The 16,329-nt window shown below is 60.7% G+C and carries 13 protein-coding genes; 7 read left to right on the forward strand and 6 right to left on the reverse strand.

Going from position 1 to position 16,329, the window contains the following annotated elements:
- Positions 1 to 151 precede the first annotated feature (151 nt).
- On the reverse strand, positions 152 to 955 hold the full coding sequence (locus V7651_RS10215) for an exodeoxyribonuclease III (protein WP_335613137.1): 804 nt from the start codon (positions 953 to 955) through the stop codon (positions 152 to 154).
- Positions 956 to 1,259: 304 nt separating this feature from the next.
- A complete protein-coding gene (locus tag V7651_RS10220; protein WP_035538422.1) occupies positions 1,260 to 1,922 on the reverse strand; it encodes a LolA family protein in 663 nt (220 codons plus the stop codon).
- 245 nt (positions 1,923 to 2,167) lie between these two features.
- On the opposite strand from V7651_RS10220, the gene trxA reads away from it, so the two are divergent.
- From trxA to V7651_RS10240, 4 genes are read left to right on the forward strand one after another with little or no spacing between them, the layout of a single operon-like run.
- Positions 2,168 to 3,055: a thioredoxin gene (trxA, locus tag V7651_RS10225; RefSeq protein ID WP_035538421.1), complete on the forward strand. Its 888-nt coding sequence runs from the start codon at positions 2,168 to 2,170 to the stop codon at positions 3,053 to 3,055.
- Positions 3,056 to 3,106: 51 nt separating this feature from the next.
- A complete protein-coding gene (locus tag V7651_RS10230) occupies positions 3,107 to 3,760 on the forward strand; it encodes an LON peptidase substrate-binding domain-containing protein (protein WP_035538419.1) in 654 nt (217 codons plus the stop codon).
- Positions 3,761 to 3,770: 10 nt separating this feature from the next.
- Positions 3,771 to 4,004: a Trm112 family protein gene (locus V7651_RS10235; RefSeq protein WP_035538418.1), complete on the forward strand. Its 234-nt coding sequence runs from the start codon at positions 3,771 to 3,773 to the stop codon at positions 4,002 to 4,004.
- Positions 4,001 to 4,306: a gamma-butyrobetaine hydroxylase family protein gene (locus tag V7651_RS10240; RefSeq protein ID WP_035538415.1), complete on the forward strand. Its 306-nt coding sequence runs from the start codon at positions 4,001 to 4,003 to the stop codon at positions 4,304 to 4,306. Before V7651_RS10235 ends, V7651_RS10240 begins: the two co-directional genes overlap by 4 nt.
- On the opposite strand, the gene V7651_RS10245 is transcribed toward V7651_RS10240, so the two are convergent.
- Positions 4,303 to 5,541 carry an FAD-dependent monooxygenase gene (locus tag V7651_RS10245; protein WP_335613138.1) on the reverse strand — a complete coding sequence of 413 codons (1,239 nt, stop codon included), beginning with the start codon at positions 5,539 to 5,541 and terminating at the stop codon, positions 4,303 to 4,305. The two genes, V7651_RS10240 and V7651_RS10245, sit on opposite strands and share 4 nt — an antisense overlap.
- A 213-nt stretch (positions 5,542 to 5,754) precedes the next feature.
- Between V7651_RS10245 and V7651_RS10250 the strand changes: the two genes are divergently transcribed.
- On the forward strand, positions 5,755 to 7,113 hold the full coding sequence (locus tag V7651_RS10250; protein WP_035538413.1) for an ammonium transporter family protein: 1,359 nt from the start codon (positions 5,755 to 5,757) through the stop codon (positions 7,111 to 7,113).
- Positions 7,114 to 7,253: 140 nt separating this feature from the next.
- On the opposite strand, the gene V7651_RS10255 is transcribed toward V7651_RS10250, so the two are convergent.
- Positions 7,254 to 8,147 carry a fasciclin domain-containing protein gene (locus tag V7651_RS10255; RefSeq protein ID WP_335613139.1) on the reverse strand — a complete coding sequence of 298 codons (894 nt, stop codon included), beginning with the start codon at positions 8,145 to 8,147 and terminating at the stop codon, positions 7,254 to 7,256.
- A gap of 270 nt (positions 8,148 to 8,417) precedes the next feature.
- Between V7651_RS10255 and V7651_RS10260 the strand changes: the two genes are divergently transcribed.
- Positions 8,418 to 10,877, forward strand: coding sequence for a DNA translocase FtsK (locus V7651_RS10260; RefSeq protein ID WP_335613140.1), 2,460 nt, complete (start codon positions 8,418 to 8,420; stop codon positions 10,875 to 10,877).
- 72 nt (positions 10,878 to 10,949) lie between these two features.
- On the opposite strand, the gene V7651_RS10265 is transcribed toward V7651_RS10260, so the two are convergent.
- Positions 10,950 to 11,966, reverse strand: a complete 1,017-nt coding sequence (locus V7651_RS10265) for an aldo/keto reductase (protein WP_335613141.1) — start codon at positions 11,964 to 11,966, stop codon at positions 10,950 to 10,952.
- Between the two features lie 75 nt (positions 11,967 to 12,041).
- Positions 12,042 to 13,634, reverse strand: a complete 1,593-nt coding sequence (locus V7651_RS10270) for a tetratricopeptide repeat-containing sulfotransferase family protein (protein WP_335613142.1) — start codon at positions 13,632 to 13,634, stop codon at positions 12,042 to 12,044.
- 173 nt (positions 13,635 to 13,807) lie between these two features.
- On the opposite strand from V7651_RS10270, the gene V7651_RS10275 reads away from it, so the two are divergent.
- A complete protein-coding gene (locus tag V7651_RS10275; protein WP_335613143.1) occupies positions 13,808 to 16,321 on the forward strand; it encodes a TonB-dependent receptor in 2,514 nt (837 codons plus the stop codon).
- Positions 16,322 to 16,329: the final 8 nt, after the last annotated feature.

Here is a 16,329-nt window from a genome sequence, read left to right on the forward strand (position 1 = left end):
GAGAATCTCGCTCTCGGGCCGGGGATACCTGCGCAGGCAGGTATCCATGGAGCGGACTTTGCCAAAGCGCAGTGAGGTGAGGCAAGTGCATGGACCCCTGCCTTCGCAGGGGTCGGCGGGGATGCGACTTCCTTCTTCCCTTGGGGAAAGCTTAGACGCTCACCTTCACGCTGATGGGGGCGTGGTCGGAGGGTTTCCAGCCGCCGCGCCAGGCGAGGTGGATGCGGTAGGTGTCGACTTTCGTGTCGGGCAGGGCTGCGGGATTGGCCCAGATATGGTCGAGGCGGCGGCCCTTGTTGGAGGCGGCCCAGTCCTTGGCGCGATAGCTCCACCAGGAATAAAGCTTCTGCTCGTCAGGCACCGACATGCGGGCAATGTCGGCAAAGCCCGCAGTCTGGCGGGAATGTTCGAGGGACTCGGTTTCGACGGGGGTGTGCGAGACGATTTTCAGGAGCTGTTTGTGCGACCAGACATCGTTCTCGTGCGGGGCGACATTGAGGTCGCCGACGAGGATGCGCGGGGCCTTCTTCAGTGTCTTGTAGCCGGGGCCGAGCTTTTCGAGGAAGTCGAGCTTGTGGGCGAACTTGTCGTTCTTGACCGGGTCTGGCTCGTCGCCGCCGGCGGGCAGGTAGATATTGTGGATTTCGATGCCTTTGATCCGGGCGGCAATGGCGCGGGCATGGCCGTGGCGGCAGAGGTCCGGCACGTCAGCGCGCTCAAGCGGGAAGCGCGAGGCGATGGCGACGCCGTGATGGCCGCCTTTCTGTCCGTTCAGCACGAGATGGGGCAGGCCCATTTCGCGGAACTGCTTTTCCGGGAATTCGCCATCCTGGCACTTGGTTTCCTGCAGGCAGATGACATCGGGCGCTTCGGCGGCAACGAATTCAGCGACATTCGGCGCGCGCAGGCGGACCGAGTTGATGTTCCAGCTGACGATCTTGAGAGGCTTTGACATGGGATCTGCCTAGCACTGATCCCTGAAACGTCAACGCGCCCGAACGCGGGGGAGTTCGGGCGCGCCTGACGCGGGTCTTAACGTCTCGCCGGCAAGGGAATTCCGGCGGCGATGTCGCGGATTGGTTCACAGCGGGGGGTCAAGTGCTGCGCGGGGTATTTCCGTTTCATCGACAGTTGCAAAGATGTCACTCCTTCAGATATTTTCAAGTAAAATAAATGTTAGAGACTTGCTTTTTTAGTTCATGAAATTTTTGCGACGGCTCCGACGTCATCCGAGCCGCTTTAATGGCTGCAGAAAACGCCTAGTCGTCTTCGAAATCCTTCATGATGAAGAGGCGCGGATTGAGCTTCTTGCCATATTCCACGTCGGACAATTGCACCGAGGTGATGTTGCCGCCGGAATCTTCCGTACGCCAGCCGATCAGCTCCTTGGTGACGTCCGACATGACTAGCGTGAGCGTGCCGTCCATCTCGCCTGAGCGGTCACGCAGCGTGACACCGATGCGGCCATTGGTGCGGATCACGTCGAGCACCTGGGCTTCACGTTCGAAGTCGAGATTGTCATCGAGGAGCAGGGACAGGGGCGTGGAGCTGAGCGGCACGCGGTCGGTGGTTTCCAGATCGCTGTCCTGCATGGCGACGGTGGCGCCGTCGCTGACGATCAGGATCGGTGTTGGATCGTTATAGTCGAAGCGGACCTTGCCGGGGCGCGAGATCGCGAATGTGCCGGTGGATTCGGAATAGTCTGGCGCGACCTGTTCGAATTTGCCCTTGGCCGTTTTCACGTCGGAGAGGGCCTTGGCAACCTCTTTCAGGATGGCGCTGCGCTCGGCCGCCGAGAGGGCGCCGGTTGTGGCAGGTGCGGCGATGGCCGGCGCAGCCGGGGCGGCGCCCTGCAGGGATACGGCAAGCGGCGCAGTGGCCAGCGCCGTGATTGCGCCCAGGGTTGTCAACAAGTTCATCATCGTTTCGGCCTCCTTATGACCATGGGCTTAAACTTAAGGGCCTGAACCCCACCTAAACAGGGCGGGATAAAGGTATTTCGGCCGCTTTTCGTTGGGCCCTGTTCATGCTGGCGGGCCATGCAGGCCAAACCGACCGCAGTATGAACACGGGGTGTTTAGGCCCGGTTCCGGACTTCGCACAGTGTCTGCTTGCGGAATCGGCCTCAGGGGCCCATCTTTGGCCGGTATATAAAGGAACCCAAGCGATGACCGATATTGCCGCGCTCAATACCAAGGACAGCACCGACCAGGATTTCATGGCGGACGTGGTCGAAGCCTCGAACACGCAGCCGGTGATCGTTGATTTCTGGGCGCCGTGGTGCGGGCCGTGCAAACAGCTTGGCCCGGTGATCGAGCGCGTCGTCGAGGGCAAGAAGGGCGCGGTCAAACTGGTGAAGATCAATATCGACGAGAACCCGGCCTATGCGGGCCAGCTTGGCGTGCGGTCTATCCCGGCGGTCTATGCTTTTGACAAGGGCCGCCCGGTCGATGCGTTCATGGGCGCGTTGCCGGAAAGCCAGGTGAAGGGTTTCATCGACAAACTACTGAGCGGCACGGATAGCGCGCAGGTGATTGCAGAAGCGCTGGCGCAGGCCGAAACGGCAAGCCAGGCGGGCGATATCAGCACGGCGGCGCAGATCTATGCCAGCGTGATCCAGGAAGATCCGGAGAATGTGACGGCGATCGCGGGCCTCGCGCGCTGCTACCTCGCCAATGGCGACAAGGAACGCGCTTCGGCGACGCTGGACATGGTACCGGAGTCGAAGAAGCATGATTCCGGCGTGAAGGGTGTGCGGATGGCCATCGAGATGATGGAGGATGCACCCGCGCCGGGCGAGTTTGACGAAGCGCTTGAAGCGGTGACTGCCGCGCCGAACGATCATGCCAAACGGTTCGAGCTGGCGGAGAAATTTGCCGGCGCGACGCGCTACAAGGATGCGATCGATCACCTGTTGATCATTCTCGGTGCGAAGCTCGACTGGGAAGGCGGCAAGGCGAAGGAAAAGCTGCTGCAAGTGTTCGAGGCCGCGGGCCCGACAGACCCGGCAACTGTTGAAGGTCGGCGGCGTTTGGCATCGCTGATGTTTGCCTGATCGGCCTTTCGGGCCATCTTGTAGAGAATGATGGAGTCAAAACCTGGACCGATGAGCGCTGGTGACTACAGGAAGACAAGCGACCTGCCGGGTACGCTGGCGGTGTTTCCGTTGCCGGGCGCGCTGTTATTCCCACGCTGGCCGCTGCCGCTGAACATATTCGAGCCGCGCTATCTCAACATGGTGGACGATGCGATGTCGGGCACGCGCCTGATCGGCATGGTTCAGGCCATGGGTGGGGACAAGGCGCGGCCTGACATTGCGATGGTCGGGTGTGCGGGCCGGATCACCTCCTACTCAGAAACGGATGACGGTCGTTACCTGATCACGCTGACGGGAATTGCCCGCTTTGCGATTGCGCAGGAACTGGACGTGATGACGCCCTATCGGCAGGTGACGCCGGACTGGGAGCCGTTTGCGGGCGATCTGGTCAGCGCGACGAACGTATCGCTGCCAAGCCGCGAGAAATTGCTCGGTGCCCTGCGCGCCTATGTCGAGATCAACCAGATGCACGCGGACTGGTCGGCCGTGGAAGAAGCGCCCATCGAGACGCTGGTGAATGCGCTTTGCTCTGGCTGCCCCTTCACGACGATGGAGAAACAGGCGCTGATCGAAGCACCGACCTTGAAAGCGCGGGCTGAAACGCTCATCACGCTGCTGAAGATGGATGTCCCCGGCAACGATGCCGGCGGGACGATGCAATAGGATACGCGCCATGAGCGACGAGACCCCGGTCAATCCTGAACGCGCCTCGGGCGTCGATCCGCGCCTGCTGGAAATCCTGATCTGTCCGGTCTCGCGTCAACCGCTGAGCTATGACCGTGCCGCGGGAGAGCTGATCTCGAAGAAGGCGGGCCTTGCCTATCCGATCCGCGGCGGCATTCCGATCATGCTGGCGGATGAGGCGCGCGATCTGAATGCAGACGACCATGGCGGGGATGCGGCATGAGCCAGCCTGCATGGCCTGTGCGGCTGACTTTCCGGCGCGGTGCGGGCGAACTCAGCGCCGCGTTTGACGATGGCACGTCTGGCACGGTGGACTATGTGCGCCTGCGCGAGGAAAGCCCGTCAGCCGAAGTGCAGGGGCATGGCTCCGGACCGAAACCTGTTCAGGCGCCCGTACCCGCCGATATCAAGGTGGAGCGGGCCGAACCCGTCGGGCGCTACGCATTGCGCATCTTCTTTTCCGATGGGCATTCGAGTGGGCTTTATACGTGGGACCTGCTGCGGCGGCTGACCGTCGGCGCCTAGCGCATCAGGCTGGGCAGGGATGGCTGGTCGGCGCTGGCCTGACGGGCCATCGCGCGGCGGATGGGTCCGATACGGCTGGCCGCAGTCAGCGCAAGCCCGCGCAGCGGTTTCAGGATCGCGTTATCGTTCGAGAAGGCGCGGTCGACAACATCCATGAACATGGCCGCAGTGGCCGCATCGAAGCGGCGCCATTGCTGGTAGCGCTGAAGTGATGTGTCTGAGCCCGGATCAAGCCCGACCGAACGGGACTCAGTCATCACGTCGATAAGGGCGCCGACATCCTTGAAGCCGAGATTGAGGCCCTGGCCAGCCAGCGGATTGATCCGGTGGGCAGCGTCACCCAGCAGCGCGCCGCGCTGAGCGACAAGTCTGGTCGCCAACTTGAGGTGGAGTGGATAGGCGAGGGGCGGACCATCAAGGGTCACCGGACCCGCAAAGTTCGAGAACCTTGCATTCAGTTCGGCTTCGATGGCTTCCACGGGCTGTTTCGCCATGGCTTCGGCGGCACCCGTCTTCATGTACCAGGCGAGGTTTGCACGATTTCCGGGCAGCGGCAGGGTGGCGAAGGGGCCTTCGGGCGTGAACAATTGCCGGGCAAGGCCCTCATGCGGGCGGGAAAGCTTAACATCTGCCGCGAAAACCGACTTGCCGTAGGCGCGTCCCTCGGTGGTGATACCGAGCGCCTTGCGAACGCCGGAATTGACGCCGTCGCAGGCGGCAACGAGGCCTGCCGTGACGGTGCGGCCGTCTTCCATGTTGATGAGCGCATGGGCCGGGCCCGTTGTGAGACCGGCAAAGCGGGTGTTGCGCCACCAGGTGAGGTTTGGCTCATCCGCGGCAACCGTATCGAGCGCTGCCTGAAGGGCGGCAGCGGGGACCATCTGGCCGAGCGGTTCACCCTGATCATCCTCGGGAAGGTCCACTGTATCAAACAGGACAGAGGGCGCGCCGAACCAATGACGGCCGCCATCGGTTGCTTCCAGTCCCAGCAATGGCTCGGTTTGTCCGGCCAGCGCCTGATGGACGCCCGTCGCGCCGAGCAGGCGCCAGCTGCCGCGCACAATGGCAAAATTCCGTGTGTCCTGCGGCGGCGCGGCATCGGGATCGCGTGCATCCACCAGTAGGGTGGCGAATCCGGCACGCGTAGCCAGAATGGCCAGCGATGTTCCGACAGGGCCGGCACCGATAATGGCCAATTCAACCTTCAGGGATGAGGAGTCAGATATTTCAGTCATGCTCCCTAGTTAGGGTGGAGTAACCAAGCCGTCCAGCGATGACCTAGTTTTGGGCGATTGGCCGCAACACTGCACATCAATTGACCACCCAAGCTCAGAATCCGGCCTGACCCCCGTGCGGCAAGCGACTTTCAGTCAACGCCCTAATCATATCACATTTGGGAGAGCGCGGGGGGTCCCGAGCTCCAGTGTCATTGACGAAGGAGGGGCCTGATGGGTCAGTCGATTGGAAGATGGATACGCGGCGCGGCATTGCTGCCGGTCGCGCTTACGGCGGGGGTCCTCGCCTACGCCCAGGAGGACGATGTCGCAACACGGCTTGCGGCGCTTGAGGAAACCGTCAACGGCAGCGCAAGCGCCTATGTCGACAACAGCTACCTGTTCCTCATTGGCGGCATCATTGTCATGTTCATGGCGGCCGGCTTCTGCATGCTCGAAGCGGGCCTCGTGCGGTCGAAGAACGCTGCCATGCAGTCCACCAAAAACGTACTTCTTTATGCTGTTGCCGGCCTGATGTTCTGGGTTGTCGGCTACAACATGGCCTATCCGGGCACGACCATCCTGAATGGTCTTCTCGGTGTGACGCCCGGACCATGGTCCGGCGGCGACCTCAGCGTGATGAGCGAAGCAGGCTACGCGCCGGCTTCCGACTGGTTCTTCCAGATGGTGTTCGTTGCAACGGCTGCCTCGATCGTTTCGGGCACTGTGGCCGAGCGCGTCAAAATCTGGCCTTTCCTGATCTTCACGGCAATCCTGACCGCCGTGATCTATCCAATCGTCGTGTCCTGGGAATGGGGCGGCGGTTACCTTGATACGGTCTGGTCATTCTCCGACTTTGCCGGTTCAACACTGGTCCACTCGGTTGGTGGCTGGGCAGCACTTGTCGGCGCTATCATCATCGGTCCACGTACCGGCAAATATATCGGCAATGTCGTTCACCCGATGCCGGGTTCGAACATTCCGCTCGCTGCCCTTGGTACATTCATCCTTTGGTTCGGCTGGTTCGGCTTCAACGGCGCCTCGCAGCTTGCTGCCGGCACTGTGGCCGACATCAACTCGGTCGCGCAGATCTTTGCCAACACGAACATGGCCGCTGTCGGTGGCACGCTGTTCGCGATGGTCACAACGGCTGTCCTTTATAAAGGCAAGGTCGATGCAACCATGGTGTTCAACGGCGCCCTTGCCGGTCTTGTGTCGATCACCGCTGAGCCGCTGACCCCGACCATGGGCCAGGCTGTTCTGATCGGTGGTGTGGGCGGTGTGCTCGCCGTGCTGACGGTTCCGCTGCTCGACAAGTTCAAGATCGATGACGTTGTCGGCGCCATCCCTGTCCACCTCGTGTGCGGCATCTGGGGCACGCTGATCGTTGCGGCTACCAATGATGGCGCGACCTACCTCGGCCAGGCTGTCGGTGTTGGTCTCACGGGTGTCTTCGTTGTTCTGGCTTCGACCGTTGTCTGGCTGGCCCTGAAGTTCACCATCGGCGTTCGCTGCAGCCTTGAGGCCGAAGAAATGGGTCTCGACAAGGCAGAGATCGGTCTCGAAGCCTATCCGGAATTCTCTCGGGGCTGAGGGGGCCTTCCAGAGAATATCGACCCCGGCGGACCATGCGTTCGCCGGGGTTTTTCTTTGCCGCAATGAAAACATCCCGCAGCGTGTGCTGCGGGATGTTTGCGTTTTCAGCCTCAGTCTATGGACTTGGCCTGTTGGCCTTACATGTCGGCGCTGGTGCTCATCTCTTCGGTGGATGTTGCATCGACATCAGCTGGTTCCATGATGACCGTATCGATGGCGTGGATGACACCGTTCGAGGCCTTGATGTCGGTTGCCACAACATCAACGTTGTCAGCTGTAACCATGTCGCCTGCGCGTTCGATGTCCATCGTGGTGCTGGCAAGCGTCGTCAGGTCGGTTTCGCCCTGGGCAATGTCGGCAGCTTTATACTTGCCGTCGATCAAATGGCCTTTCAGGAGGGCCACAAGCTCGGGCTTGCCTTCTTCGGACGTCAAGTGGGCGACAACGGACGGATCAAGCTTGTCGAACGCATCATTTGTCGGCGCGAAAAGCGTGTAGGGACCGTCATTCGTGAGTGTGTCGTCAAGACCGGCCAGCTTGACCAGCGAGACAAGCGTCGTGAAGCGGGCGTCGTCCATGGCGACCTGTGCCAGCGTGCCGGGCATGTCAGCATCTGTCGAGGCGTCAGCTTCAGACTTGTAGTCTGGCCCGCCCATCTCGGTCGTTTCCGTGTCGGCGTAAGGCGTCACGGTTTCCGTCGACATGGTGGCCGCCATGTCTGCTTCGCTATCGGCCGTGGCATTCAGGTCCATAGGCGACGTATCAGCGTCGGCTGATGAGGTGGAAGCTTCGGCCACCTGAAATGTGGACTCATTGTCTGCGGTGGTTGTCGCGCCGGTCTGCAAGCGTTCAAGCTGAATCGCGTTCAGCTGCTCAATGGTCATGCCGTCAAGCGAAGCCTGGTCATTTGACTCAGCCATGACAGGGGCGGGAGTCTTAACGGCGTCTGCGTTTTCGTTAGACTCCTGCGCAGTGGCCGTCAGACCTGTTAACAGGGCAACTGTGGCGGGAATGATGAGTAGGCGTTTCATGGTCGTCTCCTTGATCGTTTCTTATGCGCAAACAACGGGCCGCAGGGGCCTCATGTTCCCTGATTACGTGCATTAAATTCATGTTAGAGCGCCGTTTCGGGGTGATTTATGCCTTCGATGGAGGCGCGCGGGGAGCGTAAACGGGATGCTAAAATCGCCCTCAAATCGTTAACCAAGCTACAGAATTGCGACATTCCATGTTTGCGCGGTGTTAAGGCTGACCCGGCAAAGTGGGCACTTCCTTCTCGAGACGCGGAGTTGCCCCCACACATGACTGACTACGCCTATACAGACGACGATGCCCCGAGCCTGAGCGATCCTGTATGGCGGATCCTGACGGGTGCCGCGGCTTTCGGTGCAGGCGTCTTCGTGTGCGGTAGCGTGGGTTCCTATGTGCCGAGCGATCCGAGCTGGAATGCCGCGACCGATGCAGCTGTGCAGAACCTGTTTGGCGGACCGGGTGCGATCTTTGCGGACTTTGCACGCCAGGGGTTTGGCTGGTCGAGCTGGACCGCCGGCCTGGCACTGATGATTGGTGGGGCGATGCGGGCCGTGTTGATCGGCGCGCCGAGCGTGCGCCGCTGGCTGCTGGGCGCAGCCTTTGTGCCGCTGTCGGCGGCCTGTTTCGCCGGATGGCCTGTTCCGCAATCCTGGCCATTGAGCGCGGGGCTTGGCGGTATCGTGGGCGATGCGCTCTTCTATTATGCGCAAATGCCGTTCAAGGCGTTGCTCCTGCCATCACCTGGCACATGGGCGGGTCTGGTTCTCGGCGCTGTGGCAATCTGGGCCGCCCTGTCGGCTCTCGGTTTCCGCCGCAGGGATGCGCATCTGCTACAGGAGGCTGCGACCTCTTCCGGCCTGCGCGCTGCGCGCCGGGCACAGGGCGCCGTGGGCCTGCTTGCCTCGCTTGGCCGTTTCCTGAAGCCGAAGCGCCGGCCTGAGGACATCAATGACCGCGCCCGCGTCGTGAAGGGCGATGATGAACTCTCCGGCGAAGCGCGCCGCTTCCTTCGCATACCGAAGAAGACGCCTGTCGATTATGACGAGGACGAGGAAGATCTCGAGGAGATCTACGACGAGGATATCGAGGAAGAAGATCTCGACGAGGATGATCTCGACGAGGTCGAGGAAGTGCCGATCCGTGCCCCGCGCATGACGGCGCCAAAGCCTTCTGCAAAACCGAAAGTGACAAAGTCGTCGCGCCGCACCAAGGCAACGCGCCTGCCGTCGATCGACCTGCTTCAGATGCCTGAAGAGCGCGGCGATACGGTCGACGAGGAAGCGTTGATCGCCAAGGCGGCGCGGCTTTCCGAAGTGCTGAAGGAGTTCGGCGTGCGCGGCCGGATCAAGGAAGTGCGTCCTGGCCCCGTGATCACGCTTTTCGAAATGGAGCCTGCACCGGGCGTGAAATCATCCCGCGTGATTTCGCTGGCCGATGACATCGCCCGCTCGATGAGCGCCGTGTCTGCGCGTGTGGCTGTTGTGCCGGGCAAGAACGCGATTGGTATCGAACTGCCGAACGATGACCGCGATACGGTTTACCTGCGCACGCTGCTGCAGGCCGACCCTTATACCGCGACACGGGCCAGCCTGCCCATGGCGCTGGGCGAAGACATTGGCGGCATTCCGACCGTTGTTGATCTCGCGAAGATGCCTCACCTGCTGATCGCCGGTACGACCGGTTCGGGTAAGTCGGTGGGCGTCAACGCGATGATCCTGTCACTGCTTTACCGGCACACGCCGGAACAGTGCCGGTTCATCATGATCGACCCGAAAATGCTCGAACTCTCGATCTATGAAGGTATCCCGCACCTTCTGGCGCCGGTCGTGACCGATCCGAAGAAGGCCGTGAACGCACTGCAATGGACCGTGCGCGAGATGGAAGGCCGTTACGAGCTGATGTCGAAAGCTGGCGTGCGGAACCTGGCCGGCTTCAATGACAAGGCAGCGAAATACCGTGCCTCGGGCGAGGAAATGGTCCGCAAGGTCCAGACCGGCTACGATGATCGCGGCAAGCCGATCCACGAGACGGAAGTGCTGCCGGTTGACCATATCCCGAACATTGTCGTCGTGATCGACGAGATGGCGGACCTGATGATGGTTGCAGGCAAGGAAATCGAAGGCTGCGTGCAGCGCCTTGCGCAGATGGCGCGTGCGGCGGGCATCCACCTGATCACGGCGACGCAGCGTCCGTCCGTGGACGTTATTACAGGTACAATCAAGGCGAACTTCCCGACACGGATTTCCTACATGGTGACGACGAAGATCGACTCGCGCACCATCCTGAACGAGCAGGGTGCGGAGCAATTGCTCGGCATGGGCGACCTTCTCTATCAGGCGCCGGGCAAGAAATCGCAGCGCCTGCATGGCCCGTTCGTTTCGGATGAGGAAGTGGGCGCCGTGGTCGACTGGCTGAAAGAGCAGGGCGAGCCTGACTATGTGATGGACATCCTTGAGGCGCCGGAAGATGGCTCGACGGGATCGGCCGTGATGGACGCCATGCTGGGTACGTCCACCGGGGATGATGACGAAGACCTGTTCGCGCAATCGATCGCCATTGTCGTTCGCGACAAGCGCGCCTCGACGTCCTATCTGCAGCGCCGCTTGAAGGTTGGTTATAACAAGGCGGCGGGCCTGATCGACCGGTTGGAAGAAGAGGGCATCGTTTCGGCGCCCAACCATGCCGGTCGGCGCGAAGTGCTGGCCAATGGGGCGCCGAGCAGCGACTGACACACGTTTTGGTGGGCAAGAAGACGAGCTCCCGGTCGCCACAAGAAGCGGCCGGGAGTTTCTTTTTGCAGCTCAGCCCATCGGGTAGAGGATATCTTTCGAGACCTGATCGCAGGCCTTCATGACATCGTCGGAGAGGACCATGTCGGCTGCGGCGAGGATTGGGGCGACTTGCTCCAGGGTGCTGACGCCAACAATGGTGGAGGCAACGAAGTCATGCTGTTTCGACCAGGCCGTTGCCAGCGTGACGGGTGACATGCCGGCCTCCTGCGCGATGGCCATATAGCGCTCGGTGGCTGACAGCGACTTTTCGTTGACGAAGCGCTGCGCCATGAGCGTGTGACGTCCGCCCTTGTTGATATAGCTGGAGAAACGCGCGCCTTCGGGCGTCGCGCCGCCATTATACTTGCCGGAAAGGACTCCGCCCGCGATGGGCGAATAGGGGATCAGGCTGATCCCTTCCTTGCGGCAGATATTGGCCAGCTCGTCCTCAAAGCGGCGATTGTTGAGACTGAAATTGTTCTGGATCGTCTGGTAGCGTGCCGTCCCGAGACGTTCGGAGGTCGCGATGCTTTTCATCGTGCCCCAGGCATTTTCATTGCTGCTGCCGATGATCCGCACGAGGCCGGCGCGTATCAGTTCGTCAAGGGTTTCCATCGTCTCGTCGAAGTTAGTGCCGTGGTCCGGCCAGTGTGTCTGGTAGAGGTCTATATAGTCCGTATCGAGGCGGGCGAGGCTGGCTTCGACAGCGCGGGTGATATTGTGCCGGTCCATGGCGGTCATGCCGGCGCGCTGGGATGACTTGATCCAGCCATGCGACGGGCCGGAGACCTTGGTGGCGATGATCAGGCTATCGCGGTCCTTGGTCTTCATCCAGCGGCCGACGATTTCTTCGGTGCGGCCAGCCCATTTGGGATCGGGCGGCACGGGATAGTTTTCTGCGGCGTCGTAGAAATTGATGCCGGCGTCATAGCATTCATCGAGAATGCGGAAGGCTTCCTTCTCGTCGGTCTGCGAGCCAAAGGTCATGGTGCCCATGCAGATGTCTGAGACGTAGATGCCGCTTTTGCCGAGACGACGATGTTTCATGGTTTCCCCCAGGGTTTTTTGTTTGTGGATCAAGACTAGCGGCAAATGGCGCAAGCGCCATAGCTGGCGCGACTATTAGAGCGTGCGTTCACCCGAGGTCATGCAGCCAGCTTCGACAAGTATGTCGAGCGCGTCGGCGAGGCCCGCCTCATAGCGCTTCCAGCGCGCAAGCGACCCGGTATAGAGCGGCTGGCGCACCTGTGCGGAACTTGCGGTGGCCACCGGCGCGGCGTTTTCATGGAAGGCGAGGCAGGCGGCCTCAAAGGGCAGGCCACAGAAGTCCAGCAGGCGGCGGGTCTCGGTCTCGATATCAGCGACGACATGCTCGTAGTGGACTTCGCAAAAGCGGTCTGCCGGCAGGGCGCGGGCAAACGTCTTCATCATCTTGTCGAAGCCGACATAGTAACGCGCCGTGTCTTCAAGGCTGAAGGCATAATTGTAGTAGGAGAAGCTGGTCGCAAACATCTGGCGATAGTTGCTGAGCACCGTGTCGGCGGGGTGCCGGCGCAGGCATATGACGCGCGCATTTGGCAGCGCGGCAAGAATGACGGCGCTGTAGAAGGCGTTGAGGGGCATCTTGTCGATGAAGCGGCCGGAGACGTTCTGCGTGGTCCGCACGCTGTCCATATAGGCCTTGCCGAGCGCGGCGAGGTCGAGGTTTTCTGCAGCCTCTAGTGTTTCGGGATCGAGCACATAGTTTGAGCGCGTACCGGACTGGCGCTTCAGGCAAAGGCCAAAATCCGTGAGTTCGCCTGCCGATGTGATCGCGCTGTGGCTGGAGAGGATACGCTCGACCAGCGTGGTGCCGGTGCGCGGCATGCCGACGATGAAGATCGGGGCGGCGTCTTCGTATCCCGGTTTGCTGGCGAGTGCACCGATGGTTGATTGCGCGGTATTGAAGAGGGCCGTGTCGAAAGTCGGGTCATGCTGGATAACCTCGCGCTTCTTTGTCTTGGCGCGGGCGAGCCAGTTGAGTGCTTCGGCGGGGTTGCCGATATCCTCGTGGGCCTTGGCCAGCGCGTGGCCGGTGCGCAGGGCATGGTCGGCGTCGTCTTTTGTGGCGTTGAAGGCCGCTTCCAGTTCGGCGAGGCGGTTATGATCTGCCCTCTGACGCGTAATCTGTACGATGGATGAGAGCGCGCGCGTTTCGAGCGGATCGATTGCGAGGCAGCGTTCGAAGGCTGCGCGGGCGGCGTCCATGTCGCCGAGAAACTGCAGCGCGGCGCCGTGATTGTAGTGATAGTCCGCGATGCCGGGGGCGGCGCTGGTTGCGGCGGCATAGAAGGGCGCGGCTTCGGCATGGAGGCCGGCGCGGCTGAAGACGACGCCGAGCGTGTCCAGTGTGAAGGCATCCTTTGGCTGGAGCGCGGCTGATGCCCGCGCTGCCTGTAAGGCGGGTTCGCGGTTCAGGCGGGCGATATGACTGCGCGCCATCTGGGCGAGGGCGGCGGCGTGATCCGGGTTGAACTGGAGCGCGCGCTCGAACAGTTCGATGGCCTTGGCGTGATTGGCATGGTCTGCGGTGAGGATGCCGAGCAGGTAATAGGCCTGCGATGAGGCCGGGTCCGTGCGCAGCACGTCCATGCAGATCGCATGCGCCGACTTGTAGTCCTTGGCGCCAAGTCGCTCCGCAGCTTCCTGGAGCTGAGTGTTGCCGAAAGTCATCATGCGAACATCTTTAGCAGGTGTGTCCCTTTTTGAGGCAGAAACTGCCCGCTTTGCCCATTTTGACGCGCGTTCCGACAAAAGAGAAGTCCTCTGGACAGGTCTCTTGCCTATGCGACGCCGCTTGCGAAGACTTCCTGTGTGAGGCGGGCCCGACACATCACAAGGGAAACACCATGAGAACCAATCTTCTGAAGACAACAAGCGCCTTTGTCCTCGTGGCGAGTGCTGCATTAGCGGCACACGCACAGGATGCTGCAGAAGACACCGAACTTCGCGCACAGACAATCACCGTTACGGCGACGCGCCGCGCTGAAAGCGTGCAGGACGTGCCGCTGAACATTGCAGCCGTTGGCGGCGCGCAAATCGAAGAACAGGGCTTTGACGAGCTGGCCGATGTACTTGCCTATGTTCCGGGCATCAACGTGGTCGATCGCGGTGGCCGTCAGGGCAACCCGATCATCGTGCGCGGCCTTAACGCCGATGGACTTGGCTCCGGCGACGGCAATAATGACGGCGGCGGTACGGTTGCGACCTATATCGGCGAAGTGCCGCTATTCGTGGACCTGAAGCTGAATGACCTGGAGCGGGTCGAAGTTCTGCTCGGGCCACAGGGCACACTTTACGGCGCAGGCACGCTGGGCGGTGCGATCCGCTATATCCCGGCCAAGCCGAAATTCGATGGCGACATGCTGAACGTGCGCGGTGAGCTGTCGCAGAATTTCGAGGCGGAAAACCTCAGCTATGATACCGGCTTCACGGTGAACAAGGTGATTGCGCCGAATTTCGCCCTGCGCGCATCGGTTGATTATGAAGATAATAGCGGCTTTACGGACTATCCTTTTGTTGTGCGCGAGATTGGCGTGTCTGAGCCAGACCCCGATTTCAGCGATCCGGTAGATGTCGGGTCAAACCTCAAGCGCGTGAAGGATGCCGACGGCGAGCAGGTCCTGTCGGGCCGTGTGGCCGCACGTTGGGAACCGGTCTCCTGGCTTGATGGCACGCTGACTTATTATTACCAGAAAGCCGATATCGACGGCCGTCAGATTTCGAGCGCCCGGTCTACGGTGCCGGCTGGCAAATATGAAGCCGGCATGCGGGTCGAAGAGCCAAACGAAGTTACGAACCAGTTGGTCGCACTGGAAGTGACCGCAGATCTCGGCTTTGCCGAACTGACATCGGCCACCGGTTATTCGCGCTTTGATGACAATGGCCAGCGCGACCAGACCGACCTACTGATCTCCCTTGAATACAGCTATGAGCTGTTTCCGACGTTCACCGCGTTTACGCATGAAAAAGGCAAGGAGGACCGGATCAACCAGGAAGTCCGGCTCGTGTCCACGACTGAGAGTCGTTTCAACTGGATCGTTGGCGCCTTCTATAACCAGTTTGACCAAGCGAACTATTCCGCTGAATACACACCCGGCTATTCGTCCTATCTCGGCATCTCACCGGCTGCGGATCTGGAATATTACTCCAAGTTCTATTCAACCTTGGAAGAGAGCGCGATCTTTGGGGAGGTTGGTTACGACATTACCGACAAGTGGAGTGTCACCGTCGGTGGGCGCTACTATAAATATGATCTGGAATCCTACAGCGCGACCGACTTCCCATTGGGGAATGCCGGCTATGTTCCGGTTGGTGTCAGCAGCCTCCAATCGGACTTGAAATCTGACTATTCTGCAGGGATTGCGGCCGGGTTGGACGAGGGGCTCAATGGCACGCAAAAGACCGGCCAGTCCGACAATGGCACGCTGCTCAAGTTCAATACTTCGTACAAGTTCACGGATGACTTGCTCGGCTATTTTACGGTGTCCGAGGGCTATCGTATTGGCAACTCTAACGGCATCGGCTTCTGCGCAGACTATGTTCCTGGTACGGGCCAGGCGGCTTGCGCCCTGGTGCCAGGCCAGCAGTTCGGACCCAATCCGGGTGACGTGTCTACACGTGACGAAACCGCATATGGTCCGGACAAGACCAAGAACTACGAACTCGGCTTCAAGTCCGAGTTCGCCGATGGTCGTGTGACGCTGAACGGCGCAATCTATTATATCGAATGGACCGATCCTCAGTTGAGCTCGGCAACCATCAATGCCTCCATACCGATCACGGTGAATGCCGATGGTGCCGAGTCCAAGGGTATCGAGCTGAATGGCAACTGGATTGTGTCGGATGAGCTGACCGTTCGCGGCAGCTATAGCCATACTGAAGCATCGCTGACCGCCCCGGCGCCGGGTCTTGTGGGTACGATTTCGACGCCAGGGTTTGGCAGCGTGCTGCTTGATGGCCGCGATGGGGACCGGCTGCCCGGCTCGCCCGAAGACCAGTTCTCCTTCTTCGGCAGCTATACGATCCCGAACACCGGGCTCGATGGCGAATTGGTCGCGAATTTCGGCTATGCTTGGCAAGGCGATGTGCTGACACGTACGGGCAATCTGGGTGACGGCATTACGCTGGATTCGTTCGGGGTTGCCAATGCGTCGCTCGTCTATGACACGGGCAAATGGCAGGCCTCATTGTTCGTGAACAACCTGTTTGACGAGTATTACGAGACAGGCGTTCGCGGCACGCCGCTCTACAATCAGGTCCTGACCGATGACGCCGGCGGACCAGTCTATCAGCGCACATTCTATACCTATGTCGGGGCGCCGCGGGTTTTGGGTATTCGGATGAATTATACGTTCGAGTAGGCTTTACG

The organism is Hyphomonas oceanitis (genome assembly GCF_036964545.1).
GTDB classification, from domain to species: Bacteria; Pseudomonadota; Alphaproteobacteria; order Caulobacterales; family Hyphomonadaceae; genus Hyphomonas; species Hyphomonas oceanitis.